The 16,549-nt window shown below is 54.5% G+C and carries 9 protein-coding genes, 1 tRNA gene and 2 pseudogenes; 3 read left to right on the forward strand and 9 right to left on the reverse strand.

The annotated features are described in order from the left end of the window. Nucleotide 1: 1 nt before the first annotated feature. From RHH27_RS13355 to RHH27_RS02015, 3 genes and pseudogenes are all read right to left on the reverse strand, one after another. Nucleotides 2-511 (reverse strand): annotated as a pseudogene (locus RHH27_RS13355) (GDP-mannose 4,6-dehydratase); the annotation flags it as partial. Between the two features lie 1,032 nt (nucleotides 512-1,543). Continuing rightward, nucleotides 1,544-2,119 (reverse strand): annotated as a pseudogene (locus RHH27_RS02010) (GDP-mannose 4,6-dehydratase); the annotation flags it as partial. Between the two features lie 3 nt (nucleotides 2,120-2,122). Then, nucleotides 2,123-3,880 carry a TolC family protein gene (locus RHH27_RS02015; RefSeq protein ID WP_302678710.1) on the reverse strand — a complete coding sequence of 586 codons (1,758 nt, stop codon included), beginning with the start codon at nucleotides 3,878-3,880 and terminating at the stop codon, nucleotides 2,123-2,125. A gap of 225 nt (nucleotides 3,881-4,105) precedes the next feature. On the opposite strand from RHH27_RS02015, the gene RHH27_RS02020 reads away from it, so the two are divergent. The 3 genes from RHH27_RS02020 to RHH27_RS02030 all read left to right on the forward strand — a co-directional run bounded on the left by RHH27_RS02020 (nucleotide 4,106) and on the right by RHH27_RS02030 (nucleotide 5,147). Continuing rightward, a tRNA-Ser gene (locus RHH27_RS02020) sits at nucleotides 4,106-4,197 on the forward strand. A 119-nt stretch (nucleotides 4,198-4,316) separates the two neighbouring features. Further along, complete coding sequence (locus RHH27_RS02025; protein ID WP_225901621.1) at nucleotides 4,317-4,541, forward strand: NAD(P)H dehydrogenase subunit NdhS; 225 nt, start codon at nucleotides 4,317-4,319, stop codon at nucleotides 4,539-4,541. Nucleotides 4,542-4,544: 3 nt separating this feature from the next. Continuing rightward, the gene (locus RHH27_RS02030) at nucleotides 4,545-5,147 is read left to right on the forward strand and encodes an HAS-barrel domain-containing protein (RefSeq protein WP_302678711.1); all 603 of its coding nucleotides are present in this window, start codon (nucleotides 4,545-4,547) and stop codon (nucleotides 5,145-5,147) included. Nucleotides 5,148-5,230: 83 nt separating this feature from the next. On the opposite strand, the gene RHH27_RS02035 is transcribed toward RHH27_RS02030, so the two are convergent. The 6 genes from RHH27_RS02035 to RHH27_RS02060 all read right to left on the reverse strand — a co-directional run bounded on the left by RHH27_RS02035 (nucleotide 5,231) and on the right by RHH27_RS02060 (nucleotide 16,546). Then, nucleotides 5,231-5,356, reverse strand: a complete 126-nt coding sequence (locus tag RHH27_RS02035) for a hypothetical protein (RefSeq protein WP_302677173.1) — start codon at nucleotides 5,354-5,356, stop codon at nucleotides 5,231-5,233. A 2-nt stretch (nucleotides 5,357-5,358) separates the two neighbouring features. Next, nucleotides 5,359-6,189 carry a M48 family metallopeptidase gene (locus tag RHH27_RS02040; RefSeq protein WP_302678712.1) on the reverse strand — a complete coding sequence of 277 codons (831 nt, stop codon included), beginning with the start codon at nucleotides 6,187-6,189 and terminating at the stop codon, nucleotides 5,359-5,361. Between the two features lie 204 nt (nucleotides 6,190-6,393). After that, a complete protein-coding gene (locus tag RHH27_RS02045) occupies nucleotides 6,394-10,374 on the reverse strand; it encodes a DNA-directed RNA polymerase subunit beta'' (protein ID WP_302678713.1) in 3,981 nt (1,326 codons plus the stop codon). 19 nt (nucleotides 10,375-10,393) lie between these two features. After that, on the reverse strand, nucleotides 10,394-12,262 hold the full coding sequence (locus RHH27_RS02050) for a DNA-directed RNA polymerase subunit gamma (protein ID WP_302678714.1): 1,869 nt from the start codon (nucleotides 12,260-12,262) through the stop codon (nucleotides 10,394-10,396). A gap of 77 nt (nucleotides 12,263-12,339) precedes the next feature. Beyond that, entirely contained in the window at nucleotides 12,340-15,666 is a 3,327-nt protein-coding gene (gene rpoB, locus RHH27_RS02055) for a DNA-directed RNA polymerase subunit beta (protein WP_302677177.1), read from the reverse strand. Nucleotides 15,667-15,901: 235 nt separating this feature from the next. Continuing rightward, nucleotides 15,902-16,546, reverse strand: coding sequence for a Uma2 family endonuclease (locus tag RHH27_RS02060; RefSeq protein WP_302678715.1), 645 nt, complete (start codon nucleotides 16,544-16,546; stop codon nucleotides 15,902-15,904). Nucleotides 16,547-16,549: the final 3 nt, after the last annotated feature.

The raw sequence follows: 16,549 nt of genomic DNA on the forward strand, positions 1-16,549 counted from the left end.
ACTAGTCTGCCTTACTGATAAACTGCCGCTGGGCAATGAGATCCAGCACGGTGTCGGAGGTGGTTTTGGGGGTTGTTCCTTGAATCCCCACCGCATGGAGATCCGCTTCCACCATCAACGCCACCAGTTCCGGAAAGGTAACCGAGGGCTGCCAGCCCAAAACGGTTTTGGCTTTGGTTGGATCCCCCAAGAGTAAATCCACCTCTGTGGGACGCAAATAACGGGGGTCAAATTCCACATAGTCCTGCCAGTTGAGACCGACATGACCAAAGGCGAGTTCTAAAAATTCCCGCACGGAGTGGGTTTCGCCTGTGGCCACCACATAGTCATCGGGTTGCTCCTGTTGCAGCATCAGCCACATGGCACGCACATAGTCCTTGGCGTAGCCCCAATCTCGCTTCGCTTCTAGGTTCCCCAAATACAGCTTGTTTTGCTGGCCAGCCACAATGCGGGCAACGGCACGGGTAATTTTGCGGGTCACGAATGTTTCACCGCGCCGCGGGGAGTTATGGATCCAGCCTTGGCCAATACCGGCATGAAAGGTGCCAGAGGTGGTTGCCAAATCGAATACCCATCCTTCATGGGCGATCGCGTGGGCTTTAATGACTTCGTCCTTGGGTTTACAGAGATGCTGTCCCGATTGGGTGGTCTGGGGACTGTTCAAATTCAGCTTGTAGTAGGTGCGATCGCCCCGTTCTTCGAGGCCAAGGGTAATACGCTGCTCTAAGGTGGTGCTCACCAACCAATAGAGGCCTGCCGCCAATACGGGTGAAGCCGTGCAAAAGCCCTGAAATTCATAGGTACAAGGGGTAGTGCGCAAACCATCCCCAGCGTTAAAGCCCTCAAGAAACGCCAAGCGAGCCGCATGATCAGCGTTGAGAATGCGTTGGGGAATCCGCTTGTGACCCTCACGGGTATAGATTTGGGGGTAGAGGTAGCGGCCATAGTCGCAATTGCCATTGAGATGCAGTTGGGTCACAGGCTGAGCGTTTGGGAAGCTGCTCGCAGCAGTGTACTCACTGGTATATCCTGCGGCAACTTTTCGCCATGTGGCACTGACCCGCGCCAATAATTCTGGGTCTTGGCTAGCGACTTTCACTTTACCGTCAGGGGTAAGATGCCCCTCTGCAACTAGAATCCCGAGGAGCCAAGCTTCGCTGGGGCTGACATCCACTTGCTCCGTAGGGGGGGGCAGATCAATGAGGGCAAGGCGATCGCCCACCTGAACCTGCTGTGTCTCCTTCGCACAGGGCGTTTCCCTATCGAGGACAAAAACTTGATGATCAGCAGTTGTTTCGTAGAGAGCCGCCCCTGCCATGATCCGATGAACGGTTTTATCGCCGCCATTCCAAGTGGCCGTCATACAGGTCACACTGGTCCAGCCTTCGGCATCCCAGACCTCAAAGCGATCCTCAGGTGCCAAGTCGGTTGTGTAGCGTTTACCCTGCTTGGGATCACTGCGATGGGGAACAACATCGGCAATGGGCAGAATATCCATCAGTCCCCGCCGCCGCAGAATCACTGGTGTGGTGCCAGTCACACACTCATGGTTAAAGAGAATCCCATTACAGGCAAAAAGATTATAGGCCTCGCGATAATTCACCGTTTGCCAGTGGGCATAGACCTTGGCACAGGCATAGGGACTGCGGGGATAAAAGGGGGTCGTTTCCCGCTGCGGCACTTCCTGCACAAGGCCAAACATCTCCGAGGAACCGGCTTGGTAAAACTTCACCTGTTTGCCCGTGCGCTCTTGGTATTCGCGAATCGCCTCTAGGAGTCGCAGCGTCCCCATGGCCACCGTTTCGACGGTGTATTGCGGCGCATCAAAGCTCACCCGCACATGGGATTGCGCTCCCAAATTGTAAATTTCATCGGGCTGGCTCAGTTCTAAAATGCGCCGTAGGGTACCGCCATCGGTGAGATCGCCATAGTGCAGGCGCAGGGGAGCGCCCTCTTGGTGGGGGTCAACGTAAATGTGGTCAATGCGATCGGTGTTAAAGGTGGAGGTGCGGCGAATAATGCCGTGAACTTCATAGCCCTTTTCAAGCAGGAGTTCACTCAGATAGGAACCATCTTGACCTGTGATACCCGTAATTAATGCCCGCTTGCGATCGCCCATCCTTTATTGCCTTGCGCCTAAACGTGTTTGTTCTGGATAGCCCACAGCCCGCTTTAATGCGGCTAGGGAGCGATTATAGTTCAAAATGGCAGCAAGAAGGTTCCCTTGGGCTTGGGTCAAATTCGTTTCGGCATTGGTGACTTCTTGTTGCGTTCCTACCCCTGCTTGAAAACGCAGCCGAGCGAGGCGCAGCCCTTCAGTGGCTTGGGTAACCGCTGTCCGTGCTGTAGCAATGTTTTTCTCATTGGCTCTGAGATTGGTGTAGGCTGTTTCCACCTCTAGGCGGATGATGTTTTTCTGATTGGCATATTGTTCCTCAGCGGTTGCTGCAAGGGCTTCTTGGCGAGCCGCACTGGCGCGGGCATTGCCGCCATCAAAGAGGGCTAATTGCATTTGCAGTCCTACCCCATAGCCAAAACGAGGTGCCAGATCATCGGTGACCTTGTCCAGCAGATTGCCACTGGCAAAGAGACTCAGTTGGGGACGGGTAGCCGCCAATACTACCTGACGATTGTTCAGGGCAATCGTGCGCTGTAGCAGCCGCTGCTCTAGCTCAACACGGTTCTGATAAGCAAGGAGAATACTATCCTCAAGGGAAAGTGACCATTCTTCAGCGGGTTCAACGCGGTCAGCGATCGCCACATCCGCCGTCTGATTCACATTCAATCGCTGCGCCAACTGTCGCCGAGTGGTGATTTCCAAATGGCGCGCTTGGCTCAAGTTTTGTTGGGCATTGGCAAGGTTCACCTCGGCAGTTAACACATCCAATAGAGTGCCAATCCCGGCTTGCTCAAAGGCTTTAGCATCCCGCAGAGTCACTTGGGCGTTGGTTACCGCCGCTTCAGCAATTTGCACCTGTACCTTTGCCTGTTGTGCCAAGTAATAGTCATTGGTTACCTCAAGGATCAGTTGCTGGCGTTGACGCTGTACCTCCAGTTCACTGAAGCGCACTTGGTTGCGAGCTGCTGCAATGGCCGCCGATCGCCCGCCCCCCGCAAACAACGTATAGTTCATCACTAGGACTGCATTCGATGTTGCCCCACTCGTTGCCCCAAAAAGATTGGTGAAAAAGTTCGTAAAGTTGAGTTGATTTACTGGTGCAAGGGTAATGGGAGTGAAGTTGGAGGGGGTAGCCGCCTGACTGGCACTATTTTGCAGTTGTTGCAGTTGCTGTTGCAGCTCAAGGTTTTGCTGATCCGAAAACGCCGTGAGTTGGGGGCCTTGAAATCGCTGTTGTAGTCGTTGCACCTGAGTATTCAAAATACTGCTGGCGGCCAGTTGCTGCGTGAGAAGCTGTTGCTGCGCCTGTTGCTGTTGCTGCTGTTGCAAGGAGAGCTGCTGCTGAAAGTTGAGGGGCAGGTAGGCAGGCTGGCCACCGGGGGAGGTATTTTGGCCAATGCTGGCTTGAAACGCAAGGGTGGGATAAAGCTGTGCTTGCACCTGTCGCAGTTGTGCCCGTGCCCGTTGTAGTTGTAGCTCACTAATCTGGAGGCCAATGTTATTGCGAATCGCCACCTCAATCGCTTGCTCGAGGGTGAGGGGTTGATTGAGATCAATGTTGACCGTTTCAGGAAGCGCCAGTCTATCGGGATTGGGGTTGAGGGGCGTGAGGACATCCGAGGCTGGCGTTTGGGAAGATGCCTGTGCCACTGGAGTCGTGGTGGGTGTAGCTTGAACCGAGCTAGACAGCGTCACGGGGGCGATCGCGAGGAGTCCGGCCATCAGCATTGTCTTGGGATTCAAGGCAAGAGCATTCATCATGAGGACTTAGACGCACAACCTACTCAACTCAGCCCCTAGAGGAATTCGCCTAAGCACCGCTAAAGCTTGCCAGCATCCAGCCATGTGCTTCACTCCCACAACACACCCATTCTGCAAAACTCTAGCATGGATTCTCGATTGCGATCGCCCCCTAGAGCAACAGCCGCAGACCACGAGGATTGAAAAGGGGGAGAAAACTGATCTACAATAAGGAACCCTCAAAAAGGAGAGGTGGCTGAGTGGTCGAAAGCGGCAGATTGCTAATCTGTTGATAGGCAGGTAACTCCTATCCGAGGGTTCGAATCCCTCCCTCTCCGTTGAAGAAAAGATCATCCAACCCATTGCGGAGACTGAATCTTGTTGCAAGTCTAACTCCAGTTGGAAGCGGCCAAGGTCAGGGGATAATAAAGGCACATGACCTCTTTGGGATGAGACAATGGCCAGCGACTTAGCAATGACAATTCTCCCCGGTATGACCGTGAAGGTCACCAATCCCAACGATACCTACTACCAATTTCAGGGGATTGTACAGCGGGTTACAGATGGCAAAGTGGCAGTGCTCTTTGAAGGCGGGAACTGGGATAAATTGGTTACGTTTCAGCTCAGTGAGCTAGAGCCAGTGGTGACCACGCCCAAAGGAAAAGCGAAAGCGAAAAAGTAAACGATGGCGCGGCGATCGCCTCCCCCCCAGCCCTTTGCGGAAATTATCCAGACAGCAACGGATCACTGCATTGCGCAGTGCCACGAACCCGCTAGCCTCGATTTTCCCGTGGTGCCCGCCTTGGGTAGTTGGGTGCGGATTCCTGAAGGCGATCGCGTGATCTACGGCGTTGTTGCCTATGTGGTGACGGCTCCCCTCGACACCATTCACCGTGCCACCGCCTTGGGGTTATCCCTAGAGCAACTACGGCAGGAGCAGCCCCACATTTTTACCCTGTTGAAAACGGAGATCACGATCGCCATCACTGGCTTTCAGGAACAGGAACGCTTTTATCACCACTTGCCCCCCCGCCCACCCCAAATGCACCAGCAGGTCTATGCCTGTACCCCTGAGGAAGTGATTGCCTTCAGTGGTACATTGACCTTTTTGCGAACACTGTTGACCCTGCGGTATGGTCCCGGCGATGCCTTGGTGGCGGCAACGCTGCGTTCCTTGTATCAACTCCGCCAGCGCGATCGCCAGTGGCTGGTGCAGGCAGCCCAATACCTGAACCGACTCCTCAAGGATGACTACGATCGCCTGCGGGGCATTATCGAGCAGTTATGATAGCGGGCAAAACAAAAGCAATCACCATCCCCAGCAAAATAACAATTTCTAGACCCAACAACACTTGATTGGAAGGCTTGAGCCTACCGCCACGCCACCAGTTCCCGATCCGCCGCTCCTCTGGAATGAAAAGCGAGGAGTGCCAAAATCGCGATCGCCCCATGGGCAAGGCGCAGCAGAAGGGGTTGATAGGGAATCGGTTTGGCCATCGTTATTGACGAGCGGGATGTAATTGCTTGACGAGGCGATCGTACTGCTGCGTTTCCGCCCAATCTAGAATTTCCCGTGCCCGCAGCACCGGTAGTGGGTGAGTCAGTTGACTGGCCTGCAATTCCTTGAAAAGGTTGTACCAACCCCGATCAGCGGCCTCATAGTCACGTGCTTGGGCAATGAAGGCATCGAGATTCAGGCGATCGCTCCACTGGGGCGAGCCACCACAGAGTTTCATCAGCACCGAGGCCACAACCCGCGGGTCTTGGGTCACCAACAAGGCCGCGCGATCGCAGGTGAGTTCAGCACAGCGCAACCAATGCATCAATTGGGTTTGCAGTCCTTGCGCCAAGAGCAAGCCCCAAGGGGAGAGTTGACTGGTGGCAAACAGCAGCAGGTTGGCGATCGTCAGATACACGCCATGCTCGCACTTGAGATGTCCCAACTCGTGCGCCAGTACTGCCTGCAATTCCTTGGGTGTCAGCAATTCCACAAGGGAGGAGTGCAGTACCACAAAGGGCTGCTTGCCCCGCATGGCAAAGGTATAGGCATTGGGGACAGGATGCTGTTTCAGATACAGTTGGGGTGGCTCTAGGCCTAAAATACGGCAAGCCTCGATATGAAGCCCGTAAATGTCTGGAAGTTGCTGTTCACTTAGGCGCAGACTGCTGCCAATATTTTCAAGATAAAAGGCCTGCTCCGCCACCGAACCTAGGAGCGATCGCACGAGAAGATCTAACCCCGGCAGTTGTTGGAGGGCTTGGGTGGCCTCGCGATCGCGGGGATGACGAAACTGATCAGCCCTCAGGCTGGAATACGCTGGAACAGGCATGAAATCGTGATTTTTACTTTGACCCCTCTACTGCCAATTTTAAGGTATGGCACAGGTTTCTCGCATCCCTGCCAAAACGTTCGGCGGTGTTGGGCATGATCTGCGACCTGAGACCAAAAAAAGCTACGGCAAGTGCACCCATCGCTTGCTCCTAGATTAGGTGCTCACCTTTACCGTAGCCTTCTTTAGTCAAGGGAGTTTTAGTTAAAAGGCGTCATCCTCCTCTTCCTCCCCATAGTCATCGTCCTCGTCTAGGAGTTCGTCCTCTTCATCGTCAGCATCACTACTGGCGAATTCAAAATCGCGAGTCCGTCCAGTGATTTTTTCAATCACGTGGGGCGCCGTTTCATCGTCAATGAGGACATCCTCACCGAGGTCAGCGGTCACATTGACCGTCATTGAGGGGGGTTCGGGTTCAGGGCTGATAACGTGGGTTTGACCCAAGCGATCTTCACCCTCTTCCCACTCTTCGTCGCCGTTGCTACTTTCCTCGTAGCTGTTGAAGCCGGTGCCCGCTGGGATGAGACGGCCAATGATGACGTTTTCCTTGAGTCCCCGCAGCCAATCGGACTTGCCTTCAATGGCTGCTTCCGTGAGTACCCGTGTTGTCTCTTGGAAACTGGCGGCTGAAATAAAGCTATCGGTATTCAGCGAAGCCTTGGTAATCCCCAAGAGGACAGGGGTATATTGGGCAGGTGCACCACCGGTGAGTGCCATGGGTTCGTTGGCTTGCTCCGCTTGGCGCAGACTCATGAGTTCCCCAGAGAGAACGATTGTATCGCCGGCATCATCAATCCGTACTTTCGAGGTCATCTGGCGGACGACCACCTCAATGTGTTTATCGGCAATCTCAATCCCTTGGGTGAGATACACCGACTGCACCTCATTGACCAAGAAGGATTGCACCTTCTCAAGGCTAATTTGGGCGGCTTTGAGCAACCCTTGGGGTTTGTAGTACTCAAAGTAAATGGAGAGGATGTCGTGGGGATCCACAGGGCCATCGGTGAGGGGGTCAGCGAGATTGACCTTTTGACCATCCACCACCAAGGGGTTTTGACCCGGCAGGACAGGGTATTCCTGAATCGTGCCATCCTCTTCAATGACTTTGATATCTACGCTGTCATCACTGTTGTAGGTGACTTGACAGGTGCCGGGGCGCACAGCCAGCACGCATTTTTCCTTGGGATGGCGCGCTTCAAGGAGTTCTTCAATCCGAGGTAACCCCTGAATAATGTCCCCCGTTTTCGCCCGCTCAAACACCAACAGGGCGAGGTTATCCCCGCGCTGCACAAGGTCACCGTCCTCAATTTGCAGCACTGCCCCCGGCGAGACAAGGTAGGGACGAGCTAAGCGCAGGATCACGTGCTCATCGGCCACCGCCATGACCGCTGCTGTTTCTGGGGCAGTCACCCCCTTGGCCAGTTCATCGCCGGGACGCACGAGATCGCCAACTTTGACCGTGGGTTTAGCCCCGTTGGTCTCGATCCGCAGGCGATCGCTCTCAGTAACGACCAGAATACGGCGAACCGATTCCCCACTGCGCAAGATCCCCTGCACTTCACCTGCCTGCTTGGCTTTGATGTCCGTGCGGGCAATCACGGCACCGGGGCCAATGTGATCGCCATCCTTGACCAAGAGGGAAGTAAACGTACTGCCTTGGGTTTGATCGGCAGCAATGTCACGGCGAATCACCAAGGATTCCAGAATCACCAGTTGGAGGCGCTGGGCTTCTGGATCCACCTCATCCGTCACAATTTCAATGTCAGCAGCCAGTTGGGGGGCTTCGCTGCCAATTTCAAGGACTAACTGTGTCCGCAGCAGATCAACGCCATCAACGGACTTAACTCGCTCATCGTGTTTGTAGGGCAACCGCTGCACAGCCCGCAGGCGAATGGACTGTCCTGAGCTATCACTGGAGTCTTGGCTGGGTACCGATGGCTCATCAGGCACGCTAAATTCTTGAACGGGGCGCAGCAGAATCGCTGGTCCTTCGGGAGTGTCCTCCAGATAATCCACTTGCGAGAGGGTTTCGACCACAAGGCCGGGGAGTACCTCTTCACCCGGACGCGCCAACACACCATGCTTCAGCCGCGCGGCTTCCGGATCATCCACAAGGTGCAGTTCGCCGGGCTTGATAATAATTTCCCGCAGGATGTCGTTTTTCTGGATGACTTCGACGACACCGCTGTTTTGACAGAAGATGTCCTTGACAACCTCCGTCCCTGCTTCGACGTATTGGTTGTCCTCGACCATGAGCAGCGAGATGTCTTTATTGACCTCATGGGTTTCTTCGGGAATCCACAGGAGCGTCCCCCCCTTGAGGACTTCGTAGCCCTGCTTGGCTTTGCCTTTTTTGGCCACTTCAATGTCGGCATATTTGAGGATACCGCCAGTCGTGGTGTGGTAGCGATCGTCAATGAGTTCGGCCACCACTTGACCATTGGCAACTTTCGTACCGGGGGCAGCTTTCAAGGAGAAGCGCTGACCAGTGGCGGTTTCAATAATGTAATGCTCGCGTCCCTGCTGGGTTTCTTTGAGCACCTTGGCTTTATCGAGCATCACCGAGGCAGTAATAATTTCCACCTCGCGACCGCCTTTGCTGTCCTGTTGCTCAGGGAGACGCACGACACCGCCATGCTCGGTTTTCACCGTAGTTTCTGCCAGCACGGCTCCGGCTTCAATGCGATCGCCATTTTTCACCACTGGCTCCGCACCGGGGGGCAGGTTATAGACTTCCCCAGACAGTACCCAAATCAAGCCACCTTTGGGGGCAATGCGCGTTGTGGTGCCTTGGCGATCGCGCTTCTCCTCTGCTTCGAGGTTGACGAACTTCACTTGACCCGCCAAATCCGAGGCCACATCCTTGGTCACTTTCTCCGTGGACTTGCGGACACTGCGGGAGGCCTGCGCCACTTCCGCCAACAATTGACCCGCTGCAACGGTTTCACCCTCTGCCACTAGCACAATTGACCCTTGGGAGAGGTCAAATTCTTGGCTTTGCTGACCACCTTTGATCACAAGCTTGCCAGCGGTTTCGACAATAAAGGCATCATCCCCGTGACGAGTGCGGTAGGGACGTACCCGTAATTTCTTGCCGTACTCCACCGTGCCAGCAAAGGGAGCGCGTTCTTGGCGAGCCACTTCCCCCGTAAACACCCCACCGGTGTGGAATGTGCGCATGGTCAACTGTGTACCAGGTTCACCAATGGATTGAGCCGCAATAATTCCCACCGCTTCCCCCATATCCACCAGTTGGGCATGGGCAAGGCTCCAGCCGTAGCAGAGACGACACACAGAGCCAGTGGCCTCGCAGGTAAGAGGCGATCGCACCACTACTTCTTCGATACCCGCATCAACAATTTTCTTCGCTAGATCAGCAGAGATGGCTTGATTTTTGGCCACCAGCACTTCGCCCGTTTCCGGATGGCAGACATCATTGAGCACCACTCGACCCAAAAGCCGATCCTCTAGCGCCAGTACCTTATCCCCCACCGTCATACTGCGCAGCGTAATGCCCCGCTCCGTTTCACAATCCTCTTCGCGGATAATCACATCTTGAGAGACATCCACCAAGCGCCGGGTCAGGTAACCGGAGTCCGCCGTCCGCAGTGCTGTATCCACCAGTCCTTTACGCGCACCGTAGGAGGAGATAATGTACTCCGTCACCGTCAGCCCTTCGCGGAAGTTGGTTTTAATCGGCAGGTCAATGATTTCCCCTTGGGGATTGGCCATTAACCCCCGCATTCCCACCAACTGGCGCACCTGCGAGAGGTTCCCCCGTGCCCCCGAGAAGGCCATCATATACACGGAGTTGAGGACATCAGTATTACGGAAGTGCCGCACCACCTCGTTTTTCAGTTCTTCGTTGGTGGTGTTCCAAGTGTCAATCACCTTCTGGAAGCGTTCTACCTCCGTAATTTCACCCCGCGAGTAGCGCTCTTGAGCGGTTTTAATTTCCTTTTCAGCAGCTTCGAGGAGTTCCTGTTTTTTCGGGGGCACGAGCAGGTCATCAACACTGATGGAGACGCCGGCGCGGGTGGCATAGCGAAAGCCAAGGTCTTTGACTTTGTCGGCCATTTCCGCTGTGCGGGCGGTGCCAAAGTTACTAAACGACCAAGCAATTAGGTTCCGCAAGCCTTTTTTGTCAATGATGCGGTTAAAGAAAACAGGCTTTTTCTCAGTCATGGTGTTGGGGTCTCCCAAATTAACTGGCTAGGGCTTCTTGAATCGTTTGGTTGTAGATGATGCGACCGGGGGTGGTGCGGATGTATTGGGAAATCAGTTGACCGTTAGCATCCTCCTTGACCCGCCGCAGGGAATACTCCAGTAAACGGGAACCATCTTCATAGGTCGTAATCTGAGGTTCACTGGTATCACCATCGTCCACCTCACCGTCGTAGCGCACCCAGACAAAGGCATGGAGCGGCAAGTGTCCCTGTTCGTAGGCCATGACCACGTCTTGGAAGTTGGCATAGTAGCGATCGCTATAATCTGGCAGCTTCGGATTTTCTGCCGTCAAGTAATAGCAACCCAAAACCATGTCTTGGCTGGGAGTAATAATCGGCTTGCCCGTGGCCGGCGACAGAATATTATTTGAGGCTAGCATCAGCATCCGCGCCTCCGCTTGAGCCTCAATCGAGAGGGGCACGTGCACCGCCATTTGGTCACCGTCAAAGTCCGCGTTGAAGGCAGGACACACCAAGGGGTGCAGTTGAATGGCACGCCCTTCCACCAGAATCGGCTCAAAGGCCTGAATCCCCAAACGGTGGAGGGTCGGCGCCCGGTTGAGCAGCACGGGGTGACCCTCAATCACCTCCTCCAGCACATCCCAAATTTGGGGGTCATTGCGCTGGATCATCCGCTTTGCTGCCTTAATGTTGTTGACAATTTGTTGGCGAATCAAGCGGTGAATCACAAAGGGCTGGAAGAGTTCAATGGCCATTTCCCGAGGCAGGCCGCACTGGTGCATTTGCAGTTTTGGCCCCACCACAATCACCGAACGACCGGAGTAGTCCACCCGTTTCCCCAGCAGGTTTTGGCGGAAGCGACCCTGTTTCCCCTCAATAATGTCGGAAAGGGACTTCAGGGGACGGTTATTGGCGCCCACTACCGTACGACCGCGACGACCATTATCAATCAGGGCATCCACCGCCTCTTGAAGCATGCGCTTCTCATTCCGCACAATAATCTCGGGGGCGAGAATCTCTTGCAGGCGGGCAAGGCGGTTGTTGCGGTTAATGACGCGGCGGTACAGGTCATTAAGGTCAGAGGTGGCAAAACGCCCGCCATCTAACTGCACCATTGGCCGCAGATCCGGTGGAATCACGGGAATGACCGTCAAAACCATCCACTCCGGCTTTGCTCCAGTGGCAATGAAGTTGTCAATGACCCGCAGCCGTTTGATCAGCTTGGCGCGTTTTTGCCCCTTGGAGTTGAGGATTTCCTGCCGCAGTTGGTCGGCCTCCCCTTGCAGATCTAAAGCCTGAAGCAGGCGTTGAATGGCTTCAGCCCCAATACCCACCTCAATACCCTCTAGCTCCGAGTCTTCGCTGTAGATCTCTTCTTCAATTTCCTGCCACTGATCTTCGCTTAGGAGCTGCTTGTAGCTGAGACCGGGGTGATTGCCCGGATCTAGCACTACATAGGAGTTGAAATAGACAATTTGCTCTACATCCCGCAGGGGCATATCCAGCAGGATCGCCATGTAGCTGGGAATCCCCTTCAGATACCAGACATGGGTCACTGGGGCAGCCAACTTAATGTAGCCCATGCGATGGCGGCGCACCCGCGATTCGGTGACTTCAACGCCACAACGTTCGCAGACAATGCCACGATGGCGCACCCGCTTGTATTTACCGCAGTGGCACTCCCAATCCTTAGCAGGACCAAAAATCCGCTCGCAGAAGAGGCCGTCCATCTCCGGCTTGAGGGTGCGATAGTTAATGGTTTCTGGTTTAGTCACCTCGCCCACCACTTGACCGTTGGGGAGCGTGCGCTGCCCCCATTGGATGATGCGCTCCGGTGACGCGAGAGACACTTTTACATAATCAAAGCGTTGCTCGATTCTGGGCATAAACTCACAAATCCTTTGGCGGTGAATGGATCAAGGGGGCGATCGCCCCCCAAACAAGCTGACTCAGTTCTAAGTGTTTAGAATGTCGTTGCCCCTTCTTTGTCGTCCGTGTCGTCGAGGGCACTGTAGTCAATTGTGGGTCGTGCCGGGGTACGGCGAGGGCTGACATCCACCATCAAATCCACCTCGGGGTCAGGTTTCATTTCGCCATCGTCATCAAAGCTGGGAATACTGGCCTTGCGCACGGAAATATCCAAGCACAGGGATTGCAGCTCCCGCATCAGCACCTTGAAGGACTCTGGCGTGCCCGGTCGGGGAATGGATTGCCCTTTAACAATGGCATTGAGGGCTTCATTGCGTCCTTGCATATCATCGGACTTGACCGTCAGCAACTCTTGGAGAATATAGGCGGCACCATAGGCCTCCAATGCCCACACCTCCATTTCGCCAAAGCGCTGACCCCCTTGCTGGGCTTTACCACCGAGGGGCTGTTGAGTAACCAAAGAGTAAGGCCCTGTGGAGCGGGCGTGGATCTTATCGTCCACCAAGTGCACGAGCTTCAGCATATAGGCCATCCCCACCGTCACTGGCCGGTCAAAGGGTTCACCGGTGCGGCCATCATAGACGACCATTTTGCCCGGATCCTCAGGATTAAAGACCCAATCTTGACCCGTGACTTCTTTGGCCTCTTGTAGCTTGGCATGGACGGTTTCGCGGGATTTTTCCTTGCCGTGCATTTCATCAAAGGGAGTAATTTTGAACCGACGACCAAGGCACTCCCCAGCCCAGCCCAGCAAACACTCATAGACTTGCCCCACATTCATCCGTGAAGGCACCCCCAAGGGATTGAGGACAATATCCACGGGGCGACCATCGGGCAGGAAGGGCATATCCTCCACCGGGAGAATGCGGGAAATAATCCCCTTATTGCCGTGGCGGCCGGCCATTTTGTCCCCCACCTGAATTTTGCGCTTCTGGGCCACATAGACCCGCACCACCATATTGGCACCGGGGGGTAGTTCATCTCCCTGCTCACGGGTAAAGACGCGCACATCGACAACGCGACCTTTTTCACCATTGGGCACCCGCAGGGAGTTATCCCGCACATCCCGCGCTTTTTCACCAAAGATGGCACGCAGAAGTTTTTCTTCGGGGGGCTGATCCGATTCCCCTTTGGGGGTGACTTTACCAACGAGAATATCGCCCGCCTCGACAAAGGCACCGATGCGGATAATGCCGTTTTCATCTAACTGTCGCAAGGCATCCTCGGACACGTTGGGCACTTCGCGGGTAATTTCCTCTGGTCCAAGTTTGGTTTGCCGCGCCTCGATCTCGTACTTCTCAATGTGGATGGAGGTATAGACATCCTCTTGAACTAGCCGCTCGCTGATCAGGATGGCGTCTTCGTAGTTGTAGCCTTCCCAAGGCATATAGGCCACAAGGATGTTTTGGCCAAGGGCTAGTTCGCCCCCCTCAGTGGCGGAGCCATCAGCAATCACCTGTCCTGCCTGCACGCGATCGCCGACAAAGACAATCGGTCGTTGATTCAAGCAAGTATCTTGGTTGGAGCGCTGGTACTTTTGCAGCGTGTAGGTCATCTCAGGGCCGTTATCGGTTTTGACGCGAATTTGATTGGCATCCACATAGGTGACCACACCATTGGTCTGGCTGAGAATCACCATCCCAGAGTCCCGTGCTGCCTGAGCCTCTAGACCTGTACCCACTAAGGGACGGTGCGGTCGCAACAGGGGGACTGCCTGCCGCTGCATGTTGGATCCCATGAGGGCACGGTTGGCGTCATCGTGCTCTAGGAAGGGAATCAGCGAGGTGGCCACAGAGATAATCTGTACTGGCGAAACTGCCACGTAGTCCACCTGATCGGGGGTGGTGGTGGTGAAATCTTGACGATAGCGTACCGGCACCACATCCCCAAGGATGTAGCCGTTTTCATCGGTGGGCACATCCCCCGGTGCTACCCGCTTATCATCTTCTTCGTCAGCGGTCATGTAGATAGGCGGCTGATCCCTCAGGACGCGACCATCTTTCACCGGATAGAAAGGCGTCTCAATAAAGCCATATTCATTGACGCGGGCATGGGTGGCCAAGGAACCAATCAACCCAGCGTTGGGACCTTCAGGAGTTTCAATGGGGCAAATGCGACCATAGTGACTCGGGTGAATATCCCGCACCGCAAAGCCCGCCCGCTCACGGGTGAGCCCCCCAGGGCCTAGGGCACTCAAGCGCCGTTTATGGGTGAGTTCCGCGAGGGGGTTGGTTTGATCCATGAATTGGGAAAGCTGGCTAGAGCCAAAGAATTCCTTAATGGCCGCCACCAATGGCTTCGGATTCACCAGCGAAGTGGGCGTCAAAGAATCCGTGTCAGACACCGTCATCCGCTCGCGGATAATCCGCTCTAGGCGATTAAGGCCAACGCGCACTTGGTTTTGCAGCAATTCACCCACAGAACGGACGCGGCGGTTGCCTAGGTGATCAATGTCATCAATCGTGCCCAGATCAAACTCGAGGTTAATTAGATAATCAATGGCCGCAAGAATATCTTCTGGGGTGAGGATGCGTACCGAGTCGGGAATATTCAGCTGCAACTTGCGGTTGAGCTTATAGCGACCCACCCGGCCAAGGTCATAGCGTTTGGGATCAAAGAAGCGCGACTCCAGAAGCTGTTGTCCCCCTGAAACCGTGGGCGGCTCCCCTGGGCGTAGTTTTTTGTACAATTCAATGAGGGCGTCTTCTTCGGAGAATTTGCCTTCTTTTTCAACAGTTTTTTGGTAGTACTCGGGGTGACGCAGCCGCTCTAGAATTTCGCTATCGGTTAACCCCAAGGCCTTGAGGAGAACATGGGCTGAAAGCTTGCGGGTTTTGTCAATGCGCACCCACAGCAAATCATTCTTGTCGGTTTCAAACTTCAGCCAAGCCCCTCGGTTAGGAATCAGGCTGGCATTGTAGGTACGGCGACCATTTTTGTCGGTTTCTGATTTGTAGTAAACACCAGGACTGCGGACAATCTGGTTGACAATGACGCGCTCTGCACCATTGATAATAAACGTGCCGCGATCGGTCATCAGGGGCAGATCGCCGATGAACACATCTTGGTCAATGATATTGCCGTTTTCTTTGTTAATGAGGCGAGTCGGGACATACATTTGCATTGAGTAGGTGGCATCCCGCCGCTTGGCCTCATCGACGCTATACTTCGGCTCCTTGAGTCGGTAGTCCTTGGCCAAAAAGTGCAACTCAATTTTGCCGGTATAATCAGTAATGGGGGAGAAACTCTCTAGCTCTTCAATGAGTCCTTCTTCCAGAAACCATCGGAAGCTGGCCCGCTGAATCTCGACAAGGTCTGGCAAGGTAAAAGCGGGTGGCGTGTAAATCTGATTACTAGCCATGTATATCCTCTAGAGGGTATCGCTAAAACGCGGATCTTGCATCTTAAATGAAGAGGCGTTGCCCTGTCAAGCACACCAAAAGCTCCGCTTACGGCAAACACTGCCGCCGGAGACCTCTGGCAAGATGAAGCTGTTGGAAACGAGAAGAGTTGACAAGTGCCACTGCCGCGCTTGCAAGCCGCTACCTATGACCATAGCACAGAGTTCTTACAGTTAAGCGACAGTTCACTAATAGTTATGGGGTTTGCTGCAACTTCAATCCTGTGTGCAGGGTTTCCAAAACAAGCGTTAAATGACCGTCTCTCAGGGCTGGCCAGTGTAGCCACAATCCAGAGAAGTGCCCACTGCGAAAAATGCCGTGGTCATCGGGCGCTTGACGGCGGTAGCTTGTTCCTTCCCTGAGATACCAGTGAAAATCCTGCTCCGGTACCACCCAGACCAAGTATTCCTGAACCCCACAGCGACAATAAACCTCTAGTTTGTCGTGGAGATCGTAGGCGGCACTGCTACTGGCAATTTCGACAATGAGTTCAGGCGCCCCTTCAAGATAATCATCCCCGCTGATACAGGAGGTGCCATTGACAAGGCGCAACAGGGCATCGGGTTGCACCACTGTTTGGGCATCTAAGCGGACGGTGGCATTATCGAGCACCATGACGTTGGCTGTTGCCACTTCAAAGGCCATCAACCAGCCCATGACGAGACTGTGGGGACGGCTGTGGGAATTCACCCGCACAGGGGAGGCCACGTACACGACTCCGTTAATGAGTTCAGCTTTTTTAATATGGGGACATTGGGCATATAGGCGCTCAAAGGCCTCGCGACTGAGGCGATCGCCACTCTCCAACATTGGCACTGTCCCCTGCGGAGCTGCAAACATGAT

This window comes from Thermosynechococcus sp. PP555 (assembly GCF_031583225.1).
Taxonomy (GTDB): Bacteria; Cyanobacteriota; Cyanobacteriia; order Thermosynechococcales; family Thermosynechococcaceae; genus Thermosynechococcus.

Excerpts from the sequence above, each read along its gene's own strand:
- RHH27_RS02015 (WP_302678710.1), bottom strand. The coding sequence starts at position 3,880 with ATGATGAATGCTCTTGCCTTGAATCCCAAGACAATGCTGATGGCCGGA.
- RHH27_RS02025 (WP_225901621.1), top strand. The coding sequence starts at position 4,317 with ATGGCCAGCGACTTAGCAATGACAATTCTCCCCGGTATGACCGTGAAG.
- RHH27_RS02030 (WP_302678711.1), top strand. The coding sequence starts at position 4,545 with ATGGCGCGGCGATCGCCTCCCCCCCAGCCCTTTGCGGAAATTATCCAG.
- RHH27_RS02035 (WP_302677173.1), bottom strand. The coding sequence starts at position 5,356 with ATGGCCAAACCGATTCCCTATCAACCCCTTCTGCTGCGCCTTGCCCAT.
- RHH27_RS02040 (WP_302678712.1), bottom strand. The coding sequence starts at position 6,189 with ATGCCTGTTCCAGCGTATTCCAGCCTGAGGGCTGATCAGTTTCGTCAT.
- RHH27_RS02045 (WP_302678713.1), bottom strand. The coding sequence starts at position 10,374 with ATGACTGAGAAAAAGCCTGTTTTCTTTAACCGCATCATTGACAAAAAA.
- RHH27_RS02050 (WP_302678714.1), bottom strand. The coding sequence starts at position 12,262 with ATGCCCAGAATCGAGCAACGCTTTGATTATGTAAAAGTGTCTCTCGCG.
- rpoB (WP_302677177.1), bottom strand. The coding sequence starts at position 15,666 with ATGGCTAGTAATCAGATTTACACGCCACCCGCTTTTACCTTGCCAGAC.
- RHH27_RS02060 (WP_302678715.1), bottom strand. The coding sequence starts at position 16,546 with ATGTTTGCAGCTCCGCAGGGGACAGTGCCAATGTTGGAGAGTGGCGAT.